A 21,657-nucleotide genomic window follows, 5' to 3' on the forward strand; every position below is an offset into this window, starting at 1 on the left:
GCGAGACCTATGCCGAGGTGCAGCTTCGGATGCGCGACTGGTACGACTCCCTGCGCGTGGACACCGTTGCGGTGGCCCATGGCGGCACCGCGCGGGCGCTGATGGTGGCGCTCGGCATCGAAACGCCGACCAGCGCCGCCGACCTCCTGATCGAGCAGGGCGCGGTTTACGTGTTTCGCGATGGGGGGCTTAGGAAGTATAGTTAAGGGAAGATCGTCATTCCGGGGCGATGCGAAGCATCGAACCCGGAATCTCGAGATTCCGGGTCCGACGCTCGCGCGCCGTCCCGGAATGACGGTTGCCGGTTTGGCCGCCGTGTCTTACGACAAGTCAGCACTGACTTACGAGCCAAGCGAGCCATGTCCCACAACACCTTCGGCCATCTGTTCCGGGTCACGACCTTCGGCGAAAGCCACGGGGTGGCGATCGGCTGCGTGGTCGATGGCTGCCCGCCGCTGATCCCGCTGGCGAATGAGGACATCCAGCACGATCTCGACCGCCGCCGTCCCGGACAATCGCGCTTCACCACCCAGCGCCAGGAGGCCGACGCCGTAAAGATCCTGTCCGGCGTGATGGCCCATCCCGAGACCGGCGTGCAGGTCACGACGGGAACGCCGATCGCGCTCCTGATCGAGAACACCGATCAGCGCTCCAAGGACTATTCCGAGATCAAGGACAAGTTTCGGCCCGGTCACGCCGACTTCACCTATGAGGCCAAATACGGCCTGCGTGATTATCGCGGCGGCGGCCGCTCATCGGCGCGCGAAACGGCGACCCGCGTCGCAGCCGGCGCCATCGCGCGAAAGATCCTGCCTGACGTGAAGGTCCGCGGCGCGCTGGTGCAGATGGGCCCGCACAAAGTCGATCGCGACAGATGGGACTGGGACGAGGTCGCGCGTAATCCGTTCTTCTGTCCCGACAAGGAGAAGGCTGATTTCTTCGAGCAATATCTCGACGGCATCCGCAAGAGCGGCTCCTCGATCGGCGCCGTCATCGAAGTGATCGCCGAAGGCGTTCCGGCGGGGTGGGGCGCGCCGATCTATGCCAAGCTCGACGGCGACCTGGCGGCGGCCATGATGAGCATCAATGCGGTGAAGGGCGTCGAGATCGGCGCAGGCTTTGCTGCTGCCGAATTGTCGGGCGAGCAAAACGCCGACGAGATGCGCACCGGCAATAACGGCACGCGCTTCCTGTCCAACCATGCCGGCGGCGTGCTCGGCGGCATCTCGACCGGCCAGCCGGTGGTGGTGCGCTTTGCGGTGAAGCCGACCTCGTCGATCCTGTCCGCGCGCAAAACGGTGGATCGCGCAGGCGCCGACACCGACATCATGACCAAGGGCCGCCACGATCCCTGCGTCGGCATCCGCGCGGTGCCGGTGGGCGAGGCCATGATGGCCTGCGTGCTGGCCGATCATTTCCTGCGCCACCGCGGCCAGGTGGGCGGGTAGGAATCCCGGCCTCTTGCGAATGCGCTGTCCAATGCTGGTGCGGAATGCGGCGGACGGGGATACGGCCGTCCTTGCCGTGGAACGGTCCGTCGAAATCGAGGTCGCGCTCGACCTTCTTGAAATAGGGCAGCACGTCCTTCCAGTTCCAGCCCACGGCGCCGCGGGCCTCCCACTCTTCGTAATCGGTCGGCGCGCCGCGGTTTGCCATCTGGCCGTTGATGGAGGACCCGCCACCCAACACGCGCGCCTGCTCATACTTGCGTAATGGCGGGCGGCTCTCGTCCGGATTGTTGTGGCTGACGATTTGGGTCGTGACCTTGAGTTCGGTCCAGTGGAAGCGCGGATCGAAATACGCCAGCCCCGAATAGCTATCGCGGATTTCGGGCGGCTCGTTGCCGGGCGGCGTGTCCTGGCCTGCTTCGCAGAGCAGGACTTTATTGGCGCTCCTGGCGGAGAGCCGGTGGGCCATGACCGAGCCCGCCGATCCGCCGCCGACGATAATGGTGTCGTACACTTTGACGTTTCCCCTGGTTGCACCCTAAAGCTAGCGCAGCTCCGTCGTCGGGTCACGCCGGCTGTCGTTGCGAGCGCGCTTGACGCGCGCTGCAGTTGCGCGGCAAATACCGGCGCGATGAACGCCTCCGAACTGCAAAAGCTGCTCGACTGGCTGATTGACGGCGGGAGATCCGCGACCAGCCCCAAGAGCTTCATGGCGGACACCTGCGAACGGATGGTCGCGGCAGGGCTGCCGCTGTGGCGTGTCGGCGTCTTCGTCCGCACCCTGCACCCCGAGATCTACGGCCGCAGTTTCATCTGGAAGCCGGGCGCTGAGGTCCAAATCGGCACGGTCGATTACAAGGTTCTGGATTCGCCGGATTTTCACAACAGTCCCATCATCATCGTGTTCCAGCAGGGACAGGAAGTCCGCGCCCGTGCGGACGACCCGCAGAGCGCGCGCTTCCCGATCGTCGAGGAGCTGCGCGCCGAGGGCGTCACGGATTATATCGCGCTGCCGCTGTATTTTACCGACGGGACCATTCACGCCTCAAGCTGGACCACGAAGCAATCAGGCGGTTTTACCGATGAGCAGTTGGCGGCCTTGCGTGGGCTGAATACGCCGCTGTCGCGGGTCATAGAGATCATCAACTGGCGCCGCATGGCCGCGAACCTCTTGGATACCTATGTCGGCAACCGTGCCGGCGAGCGGATTCTCGGCGGCCAGATCAGGCGCGGCCACACCGAGACGATGAACGCCGCGATCTGGCTGTCCGATCTGCGTGGCTTCACCTCCTTGTCCGATCGCGTGCCGGCGGAGACCGTGGTGGACATCCTGAACAATTATTTCGACTGCCAGGTCGCCGCGATCAAGAAGCATGGCGGCGAAGTGCTGAAATATATGGGCGACGGCCTGCTCGCGGTTTTTCCGATCGACGAATATGTCGGCGACGAGCAGCAGGTGTGCAGCCACGCGCTCGAAGCCGCCCACGAATCCCGTGCCAGCGTTGCCAACCTTAACTATCCGATCGGCGACGCGGTCGAACGTTTTCGCTTCGGCCTCGCGCTCCATGTCGGACGAATTCTCTACGGCAATATCGGCGGCGGCAACCGGCTCGACTTCACTTGCATTGGACCAGCCGTGAATCTGGCGGCGCGGCTGGAAAAGATCGCGAGCCAACTCGGCCGCACAGTCGTGGCATCGGAGGGATTTGCCGGCATCTGCCGGGAAGGCTGGAGCGATCTCGGCGAGTTTCCTGTCGCCGGTTTCTCCAGGACTGCACGCGTGTACGGCCTGGTCGACGAAAAATCGGCGGCCTAAGGAATCCGTAGCCCGGATTGCGCTGCGCTCCATCCGGGCTACGGGAGAATTCATTCTTCCGGCTCGGTCGTGAACAGCAGCGGGTAGCCCTTGGCGCGGCCGGCGTCGGTGGCGCGCGTCGCCTTGGTTTCGGCGACGTCCTTGGTGAACACGGCGACCACGCAGACGCCACGCCGGTGCGCCGTGATCATCACCTTGTGGGCCTGGTCCTCGGTCATGCGGAATTCGGCCTTCAGCACGGTGACGACGAATTCGCGCGGCGTGTAATCGTCATTGATCAGGATGACCTTGTGCAGGCGCGGCCGCTCGGTCTTGGTTTTGACCTTTGTTTTTGGCGTGACGGTGGTATCGGCCATTTCCAGTCAAGTCCGGCAAGCGAGCGAGTTGCGGCGGGCCCGCCGCGCTCAGTCCGCCAGGCGCTGCGCCATGGACTGATCGCCGCGGCTGACGGCCGCCTCGATCAGTTTACAGGCTCCGGGCCGGTCCTGAAACTGGGCGTTTGCCGAGAGTTTCAGCTCGATCAGGGCTTTCATGCGCGAAAGCGAGCAGGCCGCTCGACATAACGACTGTACGCATCAATGGCGGCAGGCTGTCATTTGCGGGAAGTTTTGGGGGCGTAACCGTGATCGTGCCAATTCGGCCCTTCTTGTCCGGCCGCATCGCATCTGTCGCGCCGAGCGCCGTAGTCGTTCAAGCCCGAAGCTCGGCAAGCGAATCGCGAAGTGGAACCTGCCGGGCACGCGGGCTGTGCACGAAGCCTGATCCTAACCCGAATGTGAAGGACAAATGATTTCAGCGCTTTGCGTCGGCCGCTTTGCATGTCACCATCACTGTCGTTCGACGGGAGGGCCGCAATGCGCTGGTATGTCTCGATCGGGGTCGTGCTTGTTGCGGGCGTACTCGCCGGCGGCGATGTGGCCAGTTTTGCCGCGCCGTATCAAACGAACCGGCCGGGCCATCAACCGAGCGCCGATAGCCGCCAACTGGCCGACAAGGATGCCAATCCGACCGTCGATGTCGAACTTGTCCTCGCTGTCGACGTCTCCTATTCGATGGACATGGACGAACTGGCGCTGCAGCGGGAAGGCTACGCACAGGCGATCGTCTCCAAGGAATTTCTGCAGGCGCTGAAGAGCGGCCCGAACGGCAGGATCGCGGTGACCTATTTCGAATGGGCGGCATCCTCCGACCAGAAGATCATCATCCCGTGGCGCCTGATCGACGGGCCCGAGACGGCGGACGCCGTTGCCAATGAAATCGTCAAGACCCCGATCCGCCGGGCGTCGCGCACCTCGATATCGGGTGCGATCAACTTCGCCTTGCCGCTGTTCGACGAGAGCCCGCACCGCGGCTTGCGGCGCGTGATCGATATTTCCGGCGACGGCCCCAACAACAACGGCATGCCGGTGACGGTCGCGCGCGACGCCGCGCTCGAAAAAGGCATCATCATCAACGGCCTGCCGATCATGGTGAAGGAGCCGTCTTATTCCACCATGGATATCGACAATCTCGATTACTATTACGAGGACTGCGTCATCGGCGGCCCCGGCGCCTTCGTGGTGACGATCAAGGACCGCGACAAGTTCAAGGAAGCGATCCGCACCAAGCTGCTGTTGGAAGTCGCCGGCCGCACCCCCGAACGCCCCGTCGTGCCGGCCGCCGGCAAGGAGCCGCGCGTCAATTGCATGATCGGCGAAAAGATCTGGCAGGATCGGTGGGGAAGGTGAATCCGGAATGTGAGGTGTTTACCCTCCCCTGGAGGGGTCCGAGACGAGCGGAGCTCGCTCGTGGGTCGACGCTCATGAAATGAGCGGCGGGGTGGGGTGAAGGTCTCTCCTCGCGAACAGTGCCCGAATGGAGAGATCACCCCACCCCGTCTCGCATTCGCTGCGCTCCATGCGAGCCGACCCTCCCCCTCCAGGGGAGGGTGAAGAGCAGGGCCCGCGCCACGAGCTTCACATGCGGCGTGTGGCGGACGTGGAAGTCGCAGCCTTCTGCAATGCCGCGACGGCGCCGCTATCGCTATCGCAGGCGGCGACCCAACGCCGCCGAGCCGCGCACATGATCGGAGAGAAGATCTGGCAGGACCTCTGGGGGAGGTGAGGGGCATTCAGGTAGTGGCCCCTGCCGATATCTCGCCGATATCATGCTCCAGCGAACGCAGCGTCTGTAATGCCGCCTCGTGTTGTCCGGATCCGATCAATCGCCAGAGATCGGCGACCCGGCTCGTCAGGCCCCGAATCGTCACGGGAAAACTGGCAGCCGCAGCCAACGCGCTTTTCTCGTTGATGAGATATTGCCCGTTGAGGGCAAACAGACCTGTGCCAGGCAAGCCAGTGCACGGTAGGCGCAGCCGGCAATATGGGTGCTGTCGCCGCGTGGCAGGGCGGTCTCGGCATTCTCGATGCTGAACAAGATTTCCCATTGAAAGCGCCGGATCAGGGCATCGCGCATCGCGCGCGGGTAGGGCGAAGTGCTCGCCTTCAACGCCGCGATCACGCCATCAGGATCATGCAGCGGATGGCACTGCGCGACCTCGCCCATCCAGGTCGCGGAGCAAAAGCCGTGCGGATGGCCGGGCTGGTAATATATGCCGATGTCGCCGCTCCGGCATCTTTCGATCATCTCCGTGACTTTGTCGATGCTCCGGTAGAGCAGGTCGACCTTGCGTCCGCCGATCACGAGCCACGCGCCGCCGACGATCCATGGTCCCCATTCGCCAACGGGCGTCACGCGGATGGCGTCCGGCTCGTCGACGATGGCTTTCACCACCTCGTGGAGTCGGTCGGTATCCAAACCGGCGCCGTCAGCATAGTAGAGGCCGATATCATAGTCGGATGCGTCGTGCGCTGTTCCGCGCGCCCGCGATCCGCCGAGCACGATGGCGGCAATGCCGGAGACTGCGGCGAGGAGGGGAGTGATGCGCGTGAGGAGCGGATCGTGTGACATGGACGAACTGCGAGGGACCGGCGTGCAGTATATCGAACGGCGCTGCGCCTCGCGATACAGGTGTGCCCGGCCACTAGTGCCGCTGCACAGTGATTTTGACTGGTTGGGCCTCGGTCAAAGTAGCTCCGGCACCTGGCCGGTCTCGCGGCGGATCGGGATTGCGGGGAGTTTCATCCGCGCTTATCGCGCAGACTATGGACCAGTTCGACCGCAGCCGCGCGCCATCGATCGGCGCTTCATGGATGGGATGGGATAATGGCCGGTCTGTTCTGAGACGAGGTAGCGGTCGTTGTCAGCTCACCAGCCGCCATGTGCAGCAGCAATCCGGGAGCTATTGTGAGTTCAAGCGTCAGCACGCTGGCGATGTTCCACGGGTTGAGGAGGTTAGCGAGAGCCCAGAAGCCGTCGAAATGCAGAACGACAAGGTGACTGGACACGATCAGCAGGCCCGCCGCCCACAGCCAAACCGTTCCCATGAACCGCAACATCTTTGCCAGGATGCACATGCATCGCCCCCGTTCCTTCACCTGATCGCGTTCTAGGGGCAAAACATGAGGAACCGCGGAAGAATGCCCTCGGCATTTTCCGTTTCACATTCAGCATTGCCTAAGGATGCGAGTCGCGGCTGAATGCGATTTGGCTGGCGCAGTCGGGAACGCCCATCATGACGCGCTGGATTCGCCAGCGGGGACGGGCGGACTCTACCGGTTGCGCGACGCCCTAGGCGTGCGGCCGTAATCATCCGGAATGGATGCCTGCCTGAATTTGCTTTAAGGGAACCGCTCCCCTGCTTAACGAAGGGTTAAGTCGCTACAAGCCTTGCCGTCCGTTGATACAGATCAACTGTCGATGAGGATGGGTGAGTGGAGGCGACCGATGGTCGCCAACCTTGTTGCAGCTACGGTAGCGGCTGAACTTATGGTTTCTGAAAGGTTGTGTCGCTGGCTTCGGCAACACGAAGCGAGCCCATCGTGAATCATGAACGAAATACTGGTTTCGCTCTTTCTGCTCGTCAGCCTGCTGATAAACCTGTCATCGCTGGACGATATCTTCATCGATCTGCTCTCCTTCGGGATTGCGCATTTTCCTTTTCGGCGCGCCGTCGCCAAGCCGGCTTCCCTTCCGAATATTGCGATCTTCGTCGCCAATTGGCGCGAGGAGGACGTCATCGGCAAAATGGTGGAAGGCAACCTCGCCCGGATCGATAACCCGCAGGTTTCGCTCTTCCTCGGCGTCTATCCGAACGACACGGGCACGCGGCGCGTCGCAGAAGCCCTTGCCGCGGCCCATCCCGATCGCGTGCGGGTCATTGTGAACAGCTTGCCCGGCCCCACGTCCAAAGGGCAGATGCTCAACGAGATGTTCGCCCAGAGCTTCGCGGGGGAGCAGGCTCCGGACCTGGTGGTTCTGCACGACAGCGAGGATGTCATCGATCCACGCAGCTTTGATATCTACGCGAAATTTGCTGGCGAATACGATTTCATCCAGGTTCCCGTCTTCTCGCTCAGCCGCCGCCGGGGAGCCTATGTGGCGTCGACCTATATGGAGGAGTTCGCCGAGCGCCACACGCGCGAACTGATCGTACGCAACGCACTCGGAGCCGCCATCCCTTCCGCCGGGGTCGGCACCTGCCTGACGCAGGCGCTCGTCAGGCACTTTCTAAAGACGCGCGGGCAGGTCCTGATGTCCGGGACGGTGACCGAGGATTACATTCTCGGCATCGAGGCCAAGCGCGCGGGCTTCAGGTCGATTTTCGCCGCACTCTCCGCGCGAGCCGAAGAGGGGGCCGACTATGTCGCGACCCGCGAGTTCTTCCCCCAGCATCTGGAAGCCGCCATCAAGCAGAAGACGCGCTGGGTCTATGGCATCGCCTTCGAAGCGATGCACAAGCTCGGCTGGCAGGGCCAGCCCTGGGACATCTATTTCTTCCTGCGCGATCGCAAGGGAATGATTACCAACTTCTTGGCCCCCGGATCCGTCGTCTTGATGATCTTGGCGCTCGCAGGCCTCATCGATCCCGAGACCCTGCCGTGCGGGATGTATCAGCTCTTCCAGTGGTCTCTTTCGTTCAATCTTCTCGCGGTGGTGTTCCGCTATGTCGCGCGCCTGACCTCCAGCTACCGGGTCTACGGCAGGGTCGACTGGCTCGGCGTCGCGATACGATGGCCCGTATCGCTGTATATCAACATGGTCGCCACGTTCCGTGCTTGGAAAATCTATCTGGGCGAGTCGCAGTTCGCCACGTCCCCCATCGTGTGGTCGAAAACGACCCACGACGTCCCTGACGATTTCCTGGCCGCCACACGCTGAACTCCCGATTCGAAGAATAGATATGCGCATCCTCATCGCCTTTGGCACGCGGCCCGAGATCATCAAGCTCGGTCCCGTCTATCGCGCCCTGCATAAGTCCGGCGCGCATGTCGATGTGTTCTGGTCGGGGCAGCATATCGATCTGGCAGACGGGCTACTGGAGCTGTTCGAAATCGAGCTTACCCATAGCGGCACCGGGGTCATGCAGGAGCCCAGCCTCGCCGGCAAGTTCGCGCTGATCACGCAGCAGATGCAAGCCCTGCTCGGGCCGCAGCAGTATGATGGGGTGGTGGTTCAAGGCGACACGATGACCGCTGCAGCCGGCGCCCTGGCAGCCTTTCTGAATCATGTCCCCGTTGCGCATGTCGAGGCTGGGCTGCGGACCGGAAAGCTTGATTCGCCCTGGCCGGAGGAGTTCAACCGGCGGCTCATCACGATCGCCTCCACGTTGCATTTCGCCCCGACCGAGCGGTCGCGCGATCACCTGCTTCGCGAGGGGGTGCAGAGCGATTTGATCAGCGTGGTCGGCAACACCGCGGTCGATGCGCTGCTTTATGCTCGTTCCAAACTTGCTGGAGGCTATGTCCCGATCGACCGGGAGATCGCAAACCTTCCGCGCGACAGGAAGCTCGTGTTGGCGACATTGCACCGGCGTGAGAACATTGGGGCGCCACTGGATGAGATCCTCGAGGCCCTGTGCGAGCTTGGAAATGACGGCGACAAGCTGATCGTCCTTCCCGTTCACCCCAACCCGGATATCCGGGCGCAGGTCGTGCGGGCGCTCGGCGCGCGGCCGAATATCCGCCTGCTGAAGCCTCTCCAATATACCGACTTCGTCTACCTGCTCAGCCGGTCATGGACGGTCGTGACCGATTCGGGCGGCGTTCAGGAAGAAGCGCCGACATTCGGTCTCCAGATCCTCATCACCCGCGAGAGCACCGAGCGACCCGAGGTCGTCGATGCCGGGTTTGGAACGCTGGTCGGGTCCAATCGCGATGCGATCACCGCCGGGGTCAGGCGTCTCACCAGCTCCAATGCGCCGCAGCTTCTGCCCGCCCGCAATCCGTTCGGGGACGGGCAAGCGGCGCGCCGCATAGCGGAGCGGATTTTCAGCCTCAGACCGTTGCAGCAAGCCGCGGAGTAGAAGATGGCAGTCCTGGAACAATATGCGGCAAACGTGCCACTCAACGTCAGCCAGGTGCGCTGGAGGCGGCTGAGGAACCTCGTCCTCATCGCCATCGGTCTCGCCGTCACCGTCACGATCGCCATCCATCTGATCTCCGGTGGGGTTGTGCTGCTGAAGGCCTCCGGGCTGATCACGCGCGAGCATATCGCCATCGGGGCGCCCTATCAGGAGACGCGGGTCAGGCAGGTATTCGTTCGCCCGGGAGACAGGGTGGAGGCCGGGCAGAAGATCGCCGTCGTCGAATCGACATCGATTTCCCGCACGCTCGCGGAGCTCGCCGTGGAAAAGGCCAGGCTGGACACCAGGATCGGGGCGATCGAGGCGAGGCAAGCCGCGATCGGCATGTTGCTGCCGGCGGCCGAGATCAACGCCAGGCAGGCGCAGGACTATCTCGACAAATTGTCCGGCGCGAGCAGGAACGGTCTTGTGGTGGACAAGCTCTTGACCGACATGACCAGCGCGGCCTTTGCCGCCGCCGACAAGCACCAATCCCTGAAAGCGGAGCGAATCTCGCTCGCGGGCGAGCTCGCCGCGTATCACAACGCGCTCAAGGAGGTGTCGGATGCCTACGACTCCTTGCAGCACGCCTATGCCGGCGGAGCCTTGTATGCGCCGGTCAGCGGATATGTGGGCAGCAAGGTCATGAGCGCCGGAGCCGTGCTCGGCCCGGGCGGCAATGAGATCGCCACCGTCTACACGGGCCCGAGCTTCATCCTCGCCTATCTCCCCGACAGCTATCTGTTCGATCTCAAGGTCGGGCAGCGCGTCCATGTGCGTTCCTACGCCCAGTCCATCGTTGGACGCGTCGAGGACCTGCTGCCGATGACTGATGCCATGCCGCCTGAATTCCAGATACCGGGTGACGTGCGCCAGAGGGGTCAGGTCTTCAAGATATCGATCCCAGAGCGGGTTTCCCTTCCTCTCGGTCAGAAAGTCTCAATCTCCACCTGCTATTTCAGCATGTGCGATTCCGGCACCGGAATACTTCAGGAAGCCATGCACCGCATCATGAACTACGTCGAACGAATCCAGGGACACGCGCGCTAGACTAACCATCTCAAGCCGTGGCGCTTTAGCGCGATAGGCAAACGCGCTTTTTGACGTAGCGCAAAGGAACTTCGTCTCTTGGCGAGTTGCGGTGAATGTCATTCGCGATCGGGAACGATGCTCTCGCGACGGTTCCCAGTCGTGCGATTGCCGTTCGTCGATTAACAAGACGGCGCAGGTAAGGTTCACCGCTTAAACCTTGCCACCAGCTCGACATGCGGCGTGTGGCGAAACTGGTCGACCGGCGTAACGCCTTCGATTTTGTAGCCGCCATCGATCAGGATTTTGGCGTCGCGCGCGAATGTCGTGACATCGCACGATACCGCAACCACCGTCGGAATCCTGCTGGCTGCGAGCTGGGCCACTTGCGCCCGCGCGCCCTGGCGCGGCGGATCGAACACGACCGTGTCGTAGTCGCGCAATTCCTGCGGCATCAAGGGACGGCGAAACAGGTCGCGCGCTTCCGCCTTGAGCGGCTTCAGTCCTGACGTCGAAGTCGCAGCCTTCTGCAATGCTGCGACTGCGCCGGCGTCGCTGTCGAAGGCGGCGACCCGCGACTTCGCCGCCAGCCGCAGCGCAAACGGGCCGACACCGCAGAACAGGTCGGCGATGTGTTTGGCGCGCTTGCAATGGTCCGATACCAGCGCGGCCAGCGTTTCTTCGCCAGCCACCGTCGCCTGCAGGAACGAGCCGGGCGGCAGAACCACCTGTGCGGCGCCGATCGAGATCACGGGCGGCGTTCGCATCAAGACCAGTTCGCCATGGCGCGTCAGGCGCGCCAGGCGGTGCTGTTCCGCGATGCGCGACAGCCGCGCGATCAAGGCCGTCGACAACGGGCCGGAGCCGCGCACATCGATATCGAGCCCGCTATTGGTCGCGGTGATCTGAATGTCGAGCGGCTTGCCCATCGCGATCAGCGGCTCGGCGATGGCCCAGGCCGCTTCGATCGCGCCGTCGAGCTGCGGATCAAGGATCGGGCAGCGGTCGATCGGAATGATGTCGTGCGAACCTGCGGCCGCATAGCCGACCTTGAGCACGTCGTGCGTTCCAATCCGTGCGTGCAGGGTGATGCGCCTGCGGCCCGCGCCATGGGCGTCGACCAAGGGCGCCACGTCGCAATCGATTCCCGCCTGCGCCAGCGTCGTCACCACGAGTTCGCGCTTCCAGGCGCGATAAGGCCCGGCGTCCCAGTGCTGGATCGCGCAGCCGCCGCAAACGCCGAAATGCGGACAGAACGGCGCGATCCGCTCCACGCTTGCGGTCTCGACCTTGAGCAATCGCCGGCGGTCGGGATGGTGGCCGGGAACTGGACCGGCCTCGATCGTTTCGCCGCCCAGCGTGTAGGGAACGTAGATGTTACCGCCGCCGGCGATGGCGACGCCGTCGCCGTGCTGGCCGACATGGTCGATGACGAGGCGCTCGCCGTCAGCCACGGCGCGCGCCCATGAAGAATTCGATATTGCCGTCGCCGCCGGCGATCGAGGAGGGAAACACCTGGATATCGGTGCAGCCGAGCGAGGCGGCGAAGGCCGAGATGTCGTCGCAGATTTCCTGGTGCACCATCGCGTTGCGGATGATGCCGCGCTTGGAATGCTTTCGCTCCGCCTCGAATTGCGGCTTGATCAGCGCGAGCAGATGCATCGGCGCGGCGGCGAGCGACAGCGCCACCGGCAGCACCGCCTTCAATGAAATGAAGCTGACGTCGATGACGACGATATCGGGCCGTGCGGGCAGGCGCTTGCCCTCGAATTTGCGAATATCCGTTTCTTCCATCGACACGATCCGGGGATGGTTGCGCAGCGAGGGATGCAACTGGCCGTGCCCGACATCGATGGCGAAGACGAGGCTCGCGCCGTTTTGCAGCAGCACCTCGGTGAAGCCGCCGGTGGAGGCGCCGACGTCGAGGCAGACATGCCCCTCGATATCGATCGGATACTGCTCCAGGGCGCCTGCGAGCTTGACGCCGCCGCGCGAGACGTAGGGGTGCGCGGGCTCCGCGGACAATTTGGTACTGGCGGCGATCATCTCAGACGGCTTCGACACCTGCCGGCCGTCGGCCGTGACGCCGCCGGCGTCGATCGCCGCGCGGGCGCGCGCGCGGCTTTCAAACAGGCCGCGCTCGACCAGGAGCACGTCCACGCGCTTGCGGGGAGAGGTCTCGCTGTCGTTCTTGTCAGCCAATGTCAGTCCGATTTGCCGGTGGCGCGATCCGCCGCGAGCGCCACGCAGGCCTCAAAGGAGGTGAGATCGCGCCAGATATCCGCAGGCCGCTGCCGCGGCGTCACCAGTCTAGCACCATGCAGGTCGAGCGTGTGGATCATCATGAGATTGTCGGGCAGGCCGAAATTCTCGACCGTCAGTCCGTCATCGTCGATCAAGTTGCCTCCGCCGGCTTTCGTGACCGCAAAGGATCGCGCAACACGTTCGGCATAGATGGCGGGATCGTTGCTGTAGGCTAAACAGAGCCTGCCGCGGCCCGCCATGTAGCCGAGTTCATAGACGGTGCCGGTGTCGGCACTGGGGCCGCGAAACGGCGTGAGATTGGCAATGATCGCGTCCGCCGCGTCCATCATCGCTTCGTTGCCTTTGAAAATGGCGAGCGAGGCGTCAGCGGCTGCAAGATCGACCGTATTGTCGAGCGGGTAAAGGCCGCTCACGCCATGGCGGTCGCAGATCGCGACCTTGCGGCGCCCGATCTCGATCGCGTCGGGCAGGAACACATCGGGACCTGCCAGATAGATCTTCATGGGGCTACCGGCGAAAGAGCCAAGTCTTCAGAGCCAAGTCTTCAGAGCCAAGTCTTCACAGTTAAATCTCAGAGTCAGGCCTTCGGTTCTGATCGGGGCAGAACCGAAGGGGCTGTGCCTCAGGCGAGCTTGACCGTCTCGGTCTTGTAGTCCTTGCCGAGTGCGTCGAACACCTTGGCGACGATGCCCTTGGCGTCGAGGCCGGCATGGGCATACATCGCGTTCGGTGAATCGTGGTCGATGAACTCGTCGGGCAGGATCATCGCGCGCATCCTTAAGCCCCCGTCGAGCATGCCATGTTCGGCCAGCGTCTGCATGACGTGCGAGCCGAACCCGCCGATCGAGCCTTCCTCGATGGTGAGCAGGACTTCGTGGTCGCGCGCCAGCTTCAGCACCAGATCGACGTCCAGCGGCTTCATGAAGCGCGCGTCTGCGATCGTGGTGGAGAGGCCGTGGGCGGCGAGTTCGTCGGCGGCCTTTTCGCATTCGGCCAGACGCGTGCCGAAGGAGAGCAGGGCGATCTTGTTGCCCTGGCGGATAACGCGGCCCTTGCCGATTTCGAGCGGCGTGCCGACCTCGGGCATATCGACACCGCGGCCTTCGCCGCGCGGATAGCGGACCGCGCTCGGGCGATCGTTGATCGCGACCTGCGTGGCGACCATGTTGACCAGTTCCGCCTCGTCGGACGCGGCCATGATCACGAAGTTCGGCAGGCAGCCGAGATAGGCGTTGTCGAACGAGCCGGCATGGGTCGCGCCGTCGGCGCCGACCAGGCCGGCGCGGTCAATCGCAAAACGTACCGGCAGGCTCTGGATCGCGACGTCATGGACCACCTGGTCATAGCCGCGCTGCAGGAAGGTCGAGTAGATCGCGCAGAACGGCTTGTAGCCTTCGGTGGCGAGGCCCGCGGCAAACGTTACCGCATGCTGCTCGGCAATGCCGACGTCGAAAGTGCGGTCCGGGAAAGCCTTGTTGAAGATATCGACGCCGGTGCCGGACGGCATCGCGGCGGTGATGGCGACGATCTTTTCGTCCTTCTCGGCTTCCTTGACGAGGCTCTGGCCGAACACGTTCTGGTAGGCCGGGGCGTTCGGCTTTGCCTTCGCCTGGGCGCCGGTGGCGACGTCGAACTTGACCACCGCGTGATACTTGTCGGCGGAAGCTTCCGCCGGGCCGTAGCCCTTGCCCTTCTGGGTGACGACGTGGACCAGGATCGGGCCGGTTTCCATGTCGCGGACGTTCTTCAGGACCGGCAGCAAATGGTCGAGGTTATGGCCGTCGATCGGGCCGACGTAATAGAAGCCGAGTTCCTCGAACAGCGTGCCGCCGTCCATCATGAAGCCGCGGGAATATTCCTCGACGCGGTTGGCGCGGTTGGCGAGGATCTTGGGCAGACGCTTGTTGATCTGCTTGGCCGCCTCGCGCAGCGAGCGGTAGGTCTTGCCGGAGTAAAGGCGGGAGAGGTATGCGCTCATCGCGCCGACCGGCGGCGCAATCGACATGTCGTTGTCGTTGAGAATGACGATCAGGCGCGAATTCATGGCGCCCGCATTGTTCATGGCCTCATAGGCCATGCCCGCCGACATCGCGCCGTCGCCGATCACGGCAATGACGTTGTTCTTGCCACCGGCGAGGTCGCGCGCCACGGCCATGCCGAGGCCGGCCGAGATCGAGGTGGAGGAATGCGCCGCGCCGAACGGGTCGTAGTCGCTCTCGCTGCGCTTGGTGAAGCCGGAGAGGCCGCCGCCGGTGCGCAGCGTGCGGATGCGGTCGCGGCGGCCGGTCAGGATCTTGTGCGGGTAGGCCTGGTGGCCGACGTCCCAGATCAGCCGGTCGCGCGGCGTATCGAAGATGTAATGGATCGCGGTGGTCAGTTCCACGACACCGAGGCCGGCGCCGAAGTGGCCGCCGGTTACCGAAACGGCGTCGATGGTTTCCTGGCGGAGTTCGTCGGCGACCTGGCGCACCTGCTCGATCTTGAGCTTGCGAAGATCGTCGGGTGTGCGGATGGTATCGAGAAGCGGCGTCTTACTAAATGTGGTCACAGCGATATTCCAATTTTGCATGTCAGGGCGAACGGCCTGACGCGAGACGGGAAGCGCGTTAACCGCGCCGTGAAAATCCAGACCCGCCTGCCAATCCGGCAGGCCGGTACTTGATTTGAAAGCCTAGATGCACTCCGGTTTAAACCATGTGATATGCATCACGTTAGTCGCTTCTAACCCTTCCCGGTTCAGTTTCTTTAGTTATTTGAGGTGCTTGCTGCCGTGGAAAGTCGCCCGGCAGGCTTCTTTCCCCAGCGCACAGAACGGCAAGCTTTACACCAAAGCCGCTGTCAAAGCCAACCCGGAGAGCTGATTCGGTTCCGGGGCGCAGGGCCGAAAAATCTCGATTTTCAACCGCTGCGGCGGGCGGATGGTTCCAATTTGCTCAAATCGGTGGCACTTGCGGCCGCCGTGGCGGCGGCTTCGATCCTTTTCCAGGCCCGATCGCGCACTCCGGAATCGCCGGTCGCGACATCAAGCGCGGCGTCGGGGACGGCCATACGCGCGCTGAGCGGGACCGGTCCGCAGACGATCATGAAGAAGTCGTAGGCGTTGGGCCGCTCATTGGCCATCACGAACTGGAAATGCACGCGGAAGAACTGCCAGCGAAATTTTTCGTAGTGTTCGGGGTGGATGATATCGCGGAAGCGAACCGGCACGATCTTCGGGTTGCGCCTTAAGGCGCCAACGTCGATGCCGTGGCTCGTGATCGGATCGAACTGGTAGAAGTTCATCACGTCCTTGCGGGCCTGGCAGTCGATCCAGTCGATCGACGGCTCGATGGCGAGCTGCCGCAGATGGTCGCGGAACTGTTTCGACACGGCGTGATAGCCGACGATCGGGAAATTGCCGCCGATGGTCAAAAGCACGATCCGTGGACCGTGACGGCCGAGCGCGGGATCGAGCTTCAGCGCGCGCGCCAGCACCTCCGTGCTCAGGAATGATCCGGAACTATGGCCGACGATGACGATTTCGTCGGCGTCGGTGCTTTTCGCGACATTGACGAGATGCTGCGCGAAGCGGTCGATGCGCTGGTCCCATTCCGGGCGCCCGCGGTGGGAGAACTCCCAGGTCCAGATCGTGTCGCACAAGAGATAGAGCACATAAGTAGCGTTTTCCGTGTATTTCAGCACGGCCCCGAGCAGCCCCACGAAGATCGCGATCGCGGCCGCGATGCTGAAAGGATCGGGAATGCCGATCGCGTTGAGGCCCTTCTCGAACACGAAAGCGATGGCTGCGGCACCGGCGGCTTCGACCAGCAGCACAAGATGCGGATAGGTGATGAACGTGGCAAAGCGCCAGTTCGCCTTGCCGAAGCGGGCGATGGTACCGGAGAAGATAAGGCGCCAGTAGATCCACACCGCGCTAAACACCGTGCGCCAGATCGGCGAGGCCAGGTCCTGCTGGATGAAATCCTCGAACCGGAGGAAATCGTAGGACGTGCGGGTCTGCCAGTCCTCCGCCTTGGTATCGATGGTCCAGGACGCGATCTCGTCGTCGGAAGCGACCTTGGGCCGGCTGATGGTGGCCTGGAGCTGGTAAAGCCGGCCGAACTTGCGCAGTTCGGTCCGGAACATGCGGTAATATTGCGCCAACCCGCGCGGATCGTAGCCCTGAATATAGATGATATGGCGGTGCTCGACGCGCACGTACTGTCCCCGGGGTGGTGGCCGACTATAACAGGCTGGGCAGGGCGCCAGGAACTAAATCGGCTCCCAGATTGACCAGCTCGTCAGCCTTTCGGTGGGAAGGCGAGCACCGAATTCGCCCCGGATTCTCTCGATCATGCCAGGCGAGCCCGGCCGGGTTCGATCCTCCGCCCGTCCGGGATCATTGCACGTCGAGCGGCTCGGTCCCGGTGACCTGGCCATTGGCGTCGGTGGTAATCTTGTCGACGCGGGCCTCGGCCTGCCGCAGCAGTTCTTCGCAGCGGCGCTTGAGGGCTTCGCCGCGCTCATAGATCGCGACCGATTCCTCGAGCGGCACCTTGCCGTCCTCGAGCCGCTTCACGATCGATTCAAGCTCCTCGATCGCGCGCTCGAAGGAGAGCTTCTTGACGTCGTTTTGCGTGTTTTCGGCCATTATTTGTTCCCGGATGCGCTGGGTTCCCCCGGTCGGAGAATCAAAGCTTATTTTTACGGGGCTATTGTGGCGGGGATTTACGCGCCCATCAATGCGGTGACATGCGCCGCAACCGACTCCTTAAGCCCCTGCAGGTCGTAGCCGCCCTCCAGCACGGAGACAACCCGGCCCTCCGCGCTTGTCTCCGCCACATCCATCAGCTTGCGCGTGACCCAGCCGAAATCGTCCGCCTTGAGGTTGATCGAGGCGAGCGGGTCGCGATAGTGCGCGTCGAAGCCGGCGGAGATGATGACCAGCTCAGGCGAGAACTTCTGCAACTGCGGCAGGATCAAATTCTCGAACGCGGCGCGAAACTTGGCGCTGCCGTCCTCGGAAGCCAGCGGCGCGTTGACGATGGTGTCGTGCTCGCCGCGCTCGCCGCTGGCGCCGGTGCCCGGAAACAGCGGCATCTGGTGCGTCGAGCAGTACATCACGGTCGGATCGTGCCAGAAGATGTCCTGCGTGCCGTTGCCGTGATGGACGTCGAAATCGACGATCGCCGCGCGGCCGATGCCGTATTTGCGCTGGGCATGACGGGCGGCAATGGCGACATTGTCGAAGAAGCAGAAGCCCATCGGCTTGGAGACCTCGGCATGATGGCCGGGCGGGCGCACCGCGACGAAAGCGTTCTGCTGCGCGCCGGACATCACCGCATCCGTTGCCGCGACCGCGCCGCCGACGCCGCGCATCACGGCTTCCCAGGTGCCCGGCGACATTGAGGTGTCGCCGTCGATGTAGATCATCCCGCTCTGCGGGGCGATGTGCCGGAGTTCGCCGATATAATGCTCGCCATGACACAGCGTGACGGAATCGAGATCGCCTTCCGGCGCTTCGCTGCGCGTAAGCGGCTTGAAACGATCGTCCGCCAGCACCTCGGCTACCGCGCGCAGCCGGTCGGGACGCTCCGGATGGCCCGGGGGCGTGACATGGTCGAGACAGGCGGAATGCGTCAGAAGCAGTGTCATGCAAAATCCTGGCGTTAAGGCGCGCGCCGGCAAGGGATCGGCTAATCTAGGCGGTTAGAGGCCGCTCGGAAAGGCCCACGGCGTCAGGCTCAGTTGATCCTGACAATGCGATCCACTGCAGTCGGGCCGACCGGGCTATTGGCCTGAAAATAGGCATGCAGCGCGTCGGAATCGTAGACGCCGGTCAGCGGCGCGGTTCCCTGGGTGAGCGCGGTGAAGCCGTCGCCGCCGACGAACAGGAAATTGTTCACGGTGACGCGATAGCTCGCGGCGGGATCGATCGGTTGCCCGTTCAGCGACATCCGTTCAGGCAATACACGTTCGCCGTCAGGCTTCGTGCTATCCCACGCGTAGGAAAATCCTTTCGACACCTGCAGGATCCTCGGCCGCTTCGGATCGAGCCATTGCTGCTCCAGCATGTCCTTGATCTGTTTTCCGGTCAGCGTGATCGTCACCAGTTGATTGCGGAACGGCTGGCTGGCGAACACGTCGCCATAGGTCACCGCGCCGTCCTCCTTGCGCGCAATGTCGGCGCGCACGCCGCCGGGATTGGTGAAGGCGATGACCGCGCCGCCTTTCGCTTCAGTGCTGGTCGCGGCGAGTTGCGCGTCGGCGATGATGTCGCCGAGCGGGCTTTCGCCGGCGGCGTTGGGCACGCGCGACAGCGTGGCTGTCACCGAACCCGCCGGACGGTTGGCGATCGGCGCGGCGACCTTGTCATAGGCTTCCAGCAGCGCGGTTTGCTGGGCGTCCTTCGAAAGCGTTGCGGTGCGGACGATGGTGTTGTCGGCTTTGGCGCTGACGACATCGCGCGTCGTCGGATCAAGCTTGAGATCGATCGCGGTGACGAGCGTGCCGTATTTGTCGCCTGACGTGACGAGCCGCCCGTCGATCTCGCAGACATAGGCCCGGTGGGTGTGGCCGGAGACCACGACGTCCACCGCGTGATCGAACTTCTTGACGATGTCGACGATCGGCCCGGAAACGCCGGGGCACTCATTGTAATCGCCCGTCGGCAATCCGCCTTCATGGATCAGGACGACGATGGCCTCGACGCCGCGCGCTTTCAATTCCGGGGTCAGCGCGTTCACCGTACTGGCCTCGTCGCGAAATTCGAGGTCGGCAACGCCTGTCGGCGAGACGAGCCTAGGGGTGCCCTTCAAGGTCAGGCCGATAAACGCGACCGGAATGCCCTCGAATGTGCGGATTTCGTAAGGAGGAAACACCGTCTTGCCGCTGCTCTTCTCGAACGTGCTGGCGGCGAGATAGCGAAATTTCGCGCCAGTAAATGAATGCGGTCCCTGGCATTTGTCGATCGGGTGGCAGCCGCCATGCTGCATGCGCAGGAGTTCGTCCTTGCCTTCGTCGAACTCGTGATTGCCGACGGAGGAAATAGCCAGACCCATCATCGACAGCGCTTCGATCGTCGGCTCGTCATGGAACATCGCCGACAGAAACGGGCTGGCGCCGATCAGGTCGCCGGCCGCGACAAAGATCGTGTTCCTGTGTCCCTCGCGAAGCTGGCCCACCAGCGTCGCCATATGTTCGGCGCCGCCGGCAGGGATGGTGATTTTCTTCGTTTTGTCCTCGGGATCGGCGATCGTGATCCCGCCGGGCGGCGGGCGGAGGTAGCCGTGAAAATCGTTGATCGCGAGAATGCGCAGGTCGACGGGCGCGGCGGTTTGGGCGCGAGATGACGCCGCGAGCGCCATCGTGATCGCCAAGGCTAGGATAGGACGGAGAAGGGGGCTCATGACACTGACACAGGTTGGTAGCTTGATGTTTACTCCGTCATTGCGAGCGCAGCGAAGCAATCCATCGTGCCGCACGAAGAAAGAATGGATTGCTTCGCTGCGCTCGCAATGACGGTGGTGATAGCAGGTAGCTCGCATGAGCGCAGCGATATGCGGGGTTGAGGGTGCCGCTGGCTAATCATACGGTGACATCCTACATGATCCGGCAAAAGGCCCAACTATCCCAGGCGATTTTCCCGGGGATGTGACTTTGAGGACAACGCAATGCAGCTCGGCGGAATTCATCATCTGACCGCGATTTCGGCGAAGCCGCGGGACAATCTGGCCTTTTACACCGGCCTGCTCGGCATGCGGCTGGTCAAGAAGACCGTCAACCAGGACGATGTCAGCGCCTACCATCTGTTCTATGCGGACGGCAAAGCCAATCCCGGCACCGATCTCACCTTCTTCGATTTTCCGGCCGCACCCGAGCAGCGCGGAACCAATTCGATCTCGCGCACCGGCCTGCGCGTCGCCGGCGAGAAGACCCTCGGCTACTGGCGGGATCGCCTCAAGAAGGCCGGCGCCGTGGCCCGCGATATCGTCGAGGTCGACGGCCGGCTGACGCTGCCGTTCGAGGACGGCGAGGGCCAGCGGCTGGTGCTGATCGACGATGGCGGCAAGGGCACGGCCTCGCCGTGGGAACGCAGCCCGGTGCCGGCGGAGCACCAGATCCGCGGGCTCGGTCCGATCGTGCTGACCGTGCACGAGCTGTCGCGGACCGCCTTCGTGCTGACCGAGGTGATGAACATGCGCCGCGTGCGCGAGTACGTCGCCCACGGCGCGCAGATTCATGTGTTCGAGATGGGCGAGGGCGGCCCAGCCGCCGAACTCCACGTAATCGAGGACAAGGGTTCGCCAATGGCGCGGCAAGGCGCCGGCGGCGTGCACCATGTCGCGTTCCGCACGCCGGACGAGGCGCAATATCACGCCTGGACGCAGCGGCTGAACGAGCTCCGCGTCCCCAACAGCGGTGAGATCGACCGCTTCTATTTCCGCAGCCTCTATTTCCGCGAGCCCAACGGCATCCTGTTCGAGATCGCGACGGATGGACCGGGCTTTGCGACGGATGAGCCGATGGAAACGCTCGGTGAAAAACTGGCGCTGCCGCCATTCCTGGAGCCGCGAAGGGCAGCGATCGAGGCGGGGCTGAAGCCGATTACGTGAGTTTCCGTAGTAGCTTCGTAGGATGGGTAGAGCGCAGCGAAACCCATCATTGTTCTGCGTCGC

20 protein-coding genes and 2 pseudogenes are annotated in these 21,657 nt (G+C 63.2%); 9 read left to right on the forward strand and 13 right to left on the reverse strand.

The features are described from left to right. Nucleotides 1–206: pseudogene (locus CP49_RS48345) on the forward strand (histidine phosphatase family protein); the annotation flags it as partial. Nucleotides 207–359: 153 nt separating this feature from the next. Next, nucleotides 360–1,448, forward strand: a complete 1,089-nt coding sequence (aroC, locus tag CP49_RS37415) for a chorismate synthase (protein ID WP_057855119.1) — start codon at nucleotides 360–362, stop codon at nucleotides 1,446–1,448. Between the two features lie 13 nt (nucleotides 1,449–1,461). Here the strand turns inward: aroC and CP49_RS43945 are convergent. Next, nucleotides 1,462–1,962, reverse strand: a pseudogene (locus tag CP49_RS43945) (GMC family oxidoreductase N-terminal domain-containing protein); the annotation flags it as partial. Nucleotides 1,963–2,079: 117 nt separating this feature from the next. Between CP49_RS43945 and CP49_RS37425 the strand changes: the two are divergent. After that, nucleotides 2,080–3,264, forward strand: a complete 1,185-nt coding sequence (locus CP49_RS37425; RefSeq protein ID WP_057855121.1) for an adenylate/guanylate cyclase domain-containing protein — start codon at nucleotides 2,080–2,082, stop codon at nucleotides 3,262–3,264. Between the two features lie 50 nt (nucleotides 3,265–3,314). On the opposite strand, the gene clpS is transcribed toward CP49_RS37425, so the two are convergent. After that, on the reverse strand, nucleotides 3,315–3,620 hold the full coding sequence (gene clpS, locus CP49_RS37430) for an ATP-dependent Clp protease adapter ClpS (RefSeq protein ID WP_057855122.1): 306 nt from the start codon (nucleotides 3,618–3,620) through the stop codon (nucleotides 3,315–3,317). A 48-nt stretch (nucleotides 3,621–3,668) separates the two neighbouring features. Beyond that, the gene (locus tag CP49_RS48830) at nucleotides 3,669–3,797 is read right to left on the reverse strand and encodes a hypothetical protein (RefSeq protein ID WP_276326549.1); all 129 of its coding nucleotides are present in this window, start codon (nucleotides 3,795–3,797) and stop codon (nucleotides 3,669–3,671) included. 321 nt (nucleotides 3,798–4,118) lie between these two features. Between CP49_RS48830 and CP49_RS37435 the strand changes: the two genes are divergently transcribed. Together CP49_RS37435 and CP49_RS37440 are read left to right on the forward strand one after the other, a co-directional pair. Continuing rightward, nucleotides 4,119–4,991 (forward strand): DUF1194 domain-containing protein, encoded by an 873-nt coding sequence (locus CP49_RS37435; RefSeq protein WP_057855123.1) that lies wholly within the window; start codon nucleotides 4,119–4,121, stop codon nucleotides 4,989–4,991. 232 nt (nucleotides 4,992–5,223) lie between these two features. Continuing rightward, nucleotides 5,224–5,367 carry a hypothetical protein gene (locus CP49_RS37440; RefSeq protein ID WP_156438869.1) on the forward strand — a complete coding sequence of 48 codons (144 nt, stop codon included), beginning with the start codon at nucleotides 5,224–5,226 and terminating at the stop codon, nucleotides 5,365–5,367. Between the two features lie 141 nt (nucleotides 5,368–5,508). Here CP49_RS37440 and CP49_RS37445 read toward each other — a convergent pair whose 3' ends face one another. Next, complete coding sequence (locus CP49_RS37445) at nucleotides 5,509–6,213, reverse strand: nucleotidyltransferase domain-containing protein (RefSeq protein WP_245311063.1); 705 nt, start codon at nucleotides 6,211–6,213, stop codon at nucleotides 5,509–5,511. A gap of 236 nt (nucleotides 6,214–6,449) precedes the next feature. Continuing rightward, nucleotides 6,450–6,719: a hypothetical protein gene (locus tag CP49_RS37450; RefSeq protein WP_057855125.1), complete on the reverse strand. Its 270-nt coding sequence runs from the start codon at nucleotides 6,717–6,719 to the stop codon at nucleotides 6,450–6,452. 472 nt (nucleotides 6,720–7,191) lie between these two features. On the opposite strand from CP49_RS37450, the gene CP49_RS37455 reads away from it, so the two are divergent. The 3 genes from CP49_RS37455 to CP49_RS37465 are packed head-to-tail and all read left to right on the forward strand — an operon-like array spanning nucleotide 7,192 to nucleotide 10,756. Continuing rightward, nucleotides 7,192–8,523 (forward strand): glycosyl transferase family protein, encoded by a 1,332-nt coding sequence (locus tag CP49_RS37455; protein WP_057855126.1) that lies wholly within the window; start codon nucleotides 7,192–7,194, stop codon nucleotides 8,521–8,523. Between the two features lie 22 nt (nucleotides 8,524–8,545). After that, a complete protein-coding gene (gene wecB / locus CP49_RS37460; protein WP_057855127.1) occupies nucleotides 8,546–9,667 on the forward strand; it encodes a non-hydrolyzing UDP-N-acetylglucosamine 2-epimerase in 1,122 nt (373 codons plus the stop codon). A 3-nt stretch (nucleotides 9,668–9,670) separates the two neighbouring features. Continuing rightward, nucleotides 9,671–10,756, forward strand: coding sequence for an HlyD family secretion protein (locus tag CP49_RS37465; protein WP_057855128.1), 1,086 nt, complete (start codon nucleotides 9,671–9,673; stop codon nucleotides 10,754–10,756). A gap of 185 nt (nucleotides 10,757–10,941) precedes the next feature. Here CP49_RS37465 and CP49_RS37470 read toward each other — a convergent pair whose 3' ends face one another. The 8 genes from CP49_RS37470 to CP49_RS37505 all read right to left on the reverse strand — a co-directional run bounded on the left by CP49_RS37470 (nucleotide 10,942) and on the right by CP49_RS37505 (nucleotide 20,346). After that, nucleotides 10,942–12,189, reverse strand: a complete 1,248-nt coding sequence (locus tag CP49_RS37470) for a class I SAM-dependent RNA methyltransferase (protein WP_057855129.1) — start codon at nucleotides 12,187–12,189, stop codon at nucleotides 10,942–10,944. Continuing rightward, the gene (locus CP49_RS37475) at nucleotides 12,182–12,943 is read right to left on the reverse strand and encodes a TlyA family RNA methyltransferase (RefSeq protein ID WP_420807687.1); all 762 of its coding nucleotides are present in this window, start codon (nucleotides 12,941–12,943) and stop codon (nucleotides 12,182–12,184) included. Before CP49_RS37475 ends, CP49_RS37470 begins: the two co-directional genes overlap by 8 nt. Then, entirely contained in the window at nucleotides 12,940–13,503 is a 564-nt protein-coding gene (locus tag CP49_RS37480; protein WP_057855131.1) for a nucleoside 2-deoxyribosyltransferase, read from the reverse strand. The genes CP49_RS37475 and CP49_RS37480 overlap by 4 nt, the downstream gene beginning before the upstream one ends. 119 nt (nucleotides 13,504–13,622) lie before the next feature. Then, nucleotides 13,623–15,569, reverse strand: a complete 1,947-nt coding sequence (gene dxs / locus CP49_RS37485) for a 1-deoxy-D-xylulose-5-phosphate synthase (protein ID WP_057855132.1) — start codon at nucleotides 15,567–15,569, stop codon at nucleotides 13,623–13,625. Between the two features lie 329 nt (nucleotides 15,570–15,898). Next, the gene (locus CP49_RS37490; RefSeq protein ID WP_057855133.1) at nucleotides 15,899–17,197 is read right to left on the reverse strand and encodes a hypothetical protein; all 1,299 of its coding nucleotides are present in this window, start codon (nucleotides 17,195–17,197) and stop codon (nucleotides 15,899–15,901) included. A gap of 181 nt (nucleotides 17,198–17,378) precedes the next feature. Further along, nucleotides 17,379–17,630, reverse strand: a complete 252-nt coding sequence (locus tag CP49_RS37495) for an exodeoxyribonuclease VII small subunit (RefSeq protein ID WP_057855134.1) — start codon at nucleotides 17,628–17,630, stop codon at nucleotides 17,379–17,381. 77 nt (nucleotides 17,631–17,707) lie between these two features. Continuing rightward, nucleotides 17,708–18,634 carry a histone deacetylase family protein gene (locus tag CP49_RS37500; RefSeq protein ID WP_057855135.1) on the reverse strand — a complete coding sequence of 309 codons (927 nt, stop codon included), beginning with the start codon at nucleotides 18,632–18,634 and terminating at the stop codon, nucleotides 17,708–17,710. 89 nt (nucleotides 18,635–18,723) lie between these two features. Next, entirely contained in the window at nucleotides 18,724–20,346 is a 1,623-nt protein-coding gene (locus CP49_RS37505; RefSeq protein WP_420807685.1) for a bifunctional metallophosphatase/5'-nucleotidase, read from the reverse strand. 306 nt (nucleotides 20,347–20,652) lie between these two features. On the opposite strand from CP49_RS37505, the gene CP49_RS37510 reads away from it, so the two are divergent. Continuing rightward, a complete protein-coding gene (locus tag CP49_RS37510; RefSeq protein ID WP_057855137.1) occupies nucleotides 20,653–21,594 on the forward strand; it encodes a ring-cleaving dioxygenase in 942 nt (313 codons plus the stop codon). The last annotated feature ends 63 nt before the right edge of the window (nucleotides 21,595–21,657 follow it).

Origin of the sequence: Bradyrhizobium valentinum (genome assembly GCF_001440405.1) — a bacterium.
In the GTDB taxonomy this organism is placed as follows: domain Bacteria; phylum Pseudomonadota; class Alphaproteobacteria; order Rhizobiales; family Xanthobacteraceae; genus Bradyrhizobium; species Bradyrhizobium valentinum.

What these genes read in the sequence shown, in the direction of transcription:
- CP49_RS37455 (WP_057855126.1), top strand. Translation starts at nt 7,192, where the DNA reads ATGAACGAAATACTGGTTTCGCTCTTTCTGCTCGTCAGCCTGCTGATA.
- aroC (WP_057855119.1), top strand. Translation starts at nt 360, where the DNA reads ATGTCCCACAACACCTTCGGCCATCTGTTCCGGGTCACGACCTTCGGC.
- CP49_RS37505 (WP_420807685.1), bottom strand. Translation starts at nt 20,346, where the DNA reads ATGGCGCTCGCGGCGTCATCTCGCGCCCAAACCGCCGCGCCCGTCGAC.
- clpS (WP_057855122.1), bottom strand. Translation starts at nt 3,620, where the DNA reads ATGGCCGATACCACCGTCACGCCAAAAACAAAGGTCAAAACCAAGACC.
- CP49_RS37435 (WP_057855123.1), top strand. Translation starts at nt 4,119, where the DNA reads ATGCGCTGGTATGTCTCGATCGGGGTCGTGCTTGTTGCGGGCGTACTC.
- CP49_RS37500 (WP_057855135.1), bottom strand. Translation starts at nt 18,634, where the DNA reads ATGACACTGCTTCTGACGCATTCCGCCTGTCTCGACCATGTCACGCCC.
- CP49_RS37440 (WP_156438869.1), top strand. Translation starts at nt 5,224, where the DNA reads ATGCGGCGTGTGGCGGACGTGGAAGTCGCAGCCTTCTGCAATGCCGCG.
- CP49_RS37480 (WP_057855131.1), bottom strand. Translation starts at nt 13,503, where the DNA reads ATGAAGATCTATCTGGCAGGTCCCGATGTGTTCCTGCCCGACGCGATC.
- CP49_RS48830 (WP_276326549.1), bottom strand. Translation starts at nt 3,797, where the DNA reads ATGAAAGCCCTGATCGAGCTGAAACTCTCGGCAAACGCCCAGTTTCAG.
- CP49_RS37495 (WP_057855134.1), bottom strand. Translation starts at nt 17,630, where the DNA reads ATGGCCGAAAACACGCAAAACGACGTCAAGAAGCTCTCCTTCGAGCGC.
- CP49_RS37465 (WP_057855128.1), top strand. Translation starts at nt 9,671, where the DNA reads ATGGCAGTCCTGGAACAATATGCGGCAAACGTGCCACTCAACGTCAGC.
- dxs (WP_057855132.1), bottom strand. Translation starts at nt 15,569, where the DNA reads ATGCAAAATTGGAATATCGCTGTGACCACATTTAGTAAGACGCCGCTT.
- CP49_RS37450 (WP_057855125.1), bottom strand. Translation starts at nt 6,719, where the DNA reads ATGTGCATCCTGGCAAAGATGTTGCGGTTCATGGGAACGGTTTGGCTG.
- CP49_RS37425 (WP_057855121.1), top strand. Translation starts at nt 2,080, where the DNA reads ATGAACGCCTCCGAACTGCAAAAGCTGCTCGACTGGCTGATTGACGGC.
- CP49_RS37445 (WP_245311063.1), bottom strand. Translation starts at nt 6,213, where the DNA reads ATGTCACACGATCCGCTCCTCACGCGCATCACTCCCCTCCTCGCCGCA.
- CP49_RS37510 (WP_057855137.1), top strand. Translation starts at nt 20,653, where the DNA reads ATGCAGCTCGGCGGAATTCATCATCTGACCGCGATTTCGGCGAAGCCG.
- wecB (WP_057855127.1), top strand. Translation starts at nt 8,546, where the DNA reads ATGCGCATCCTCATCGCCTTTGGCACGCGGCCCGAGATCATCAAGCTC.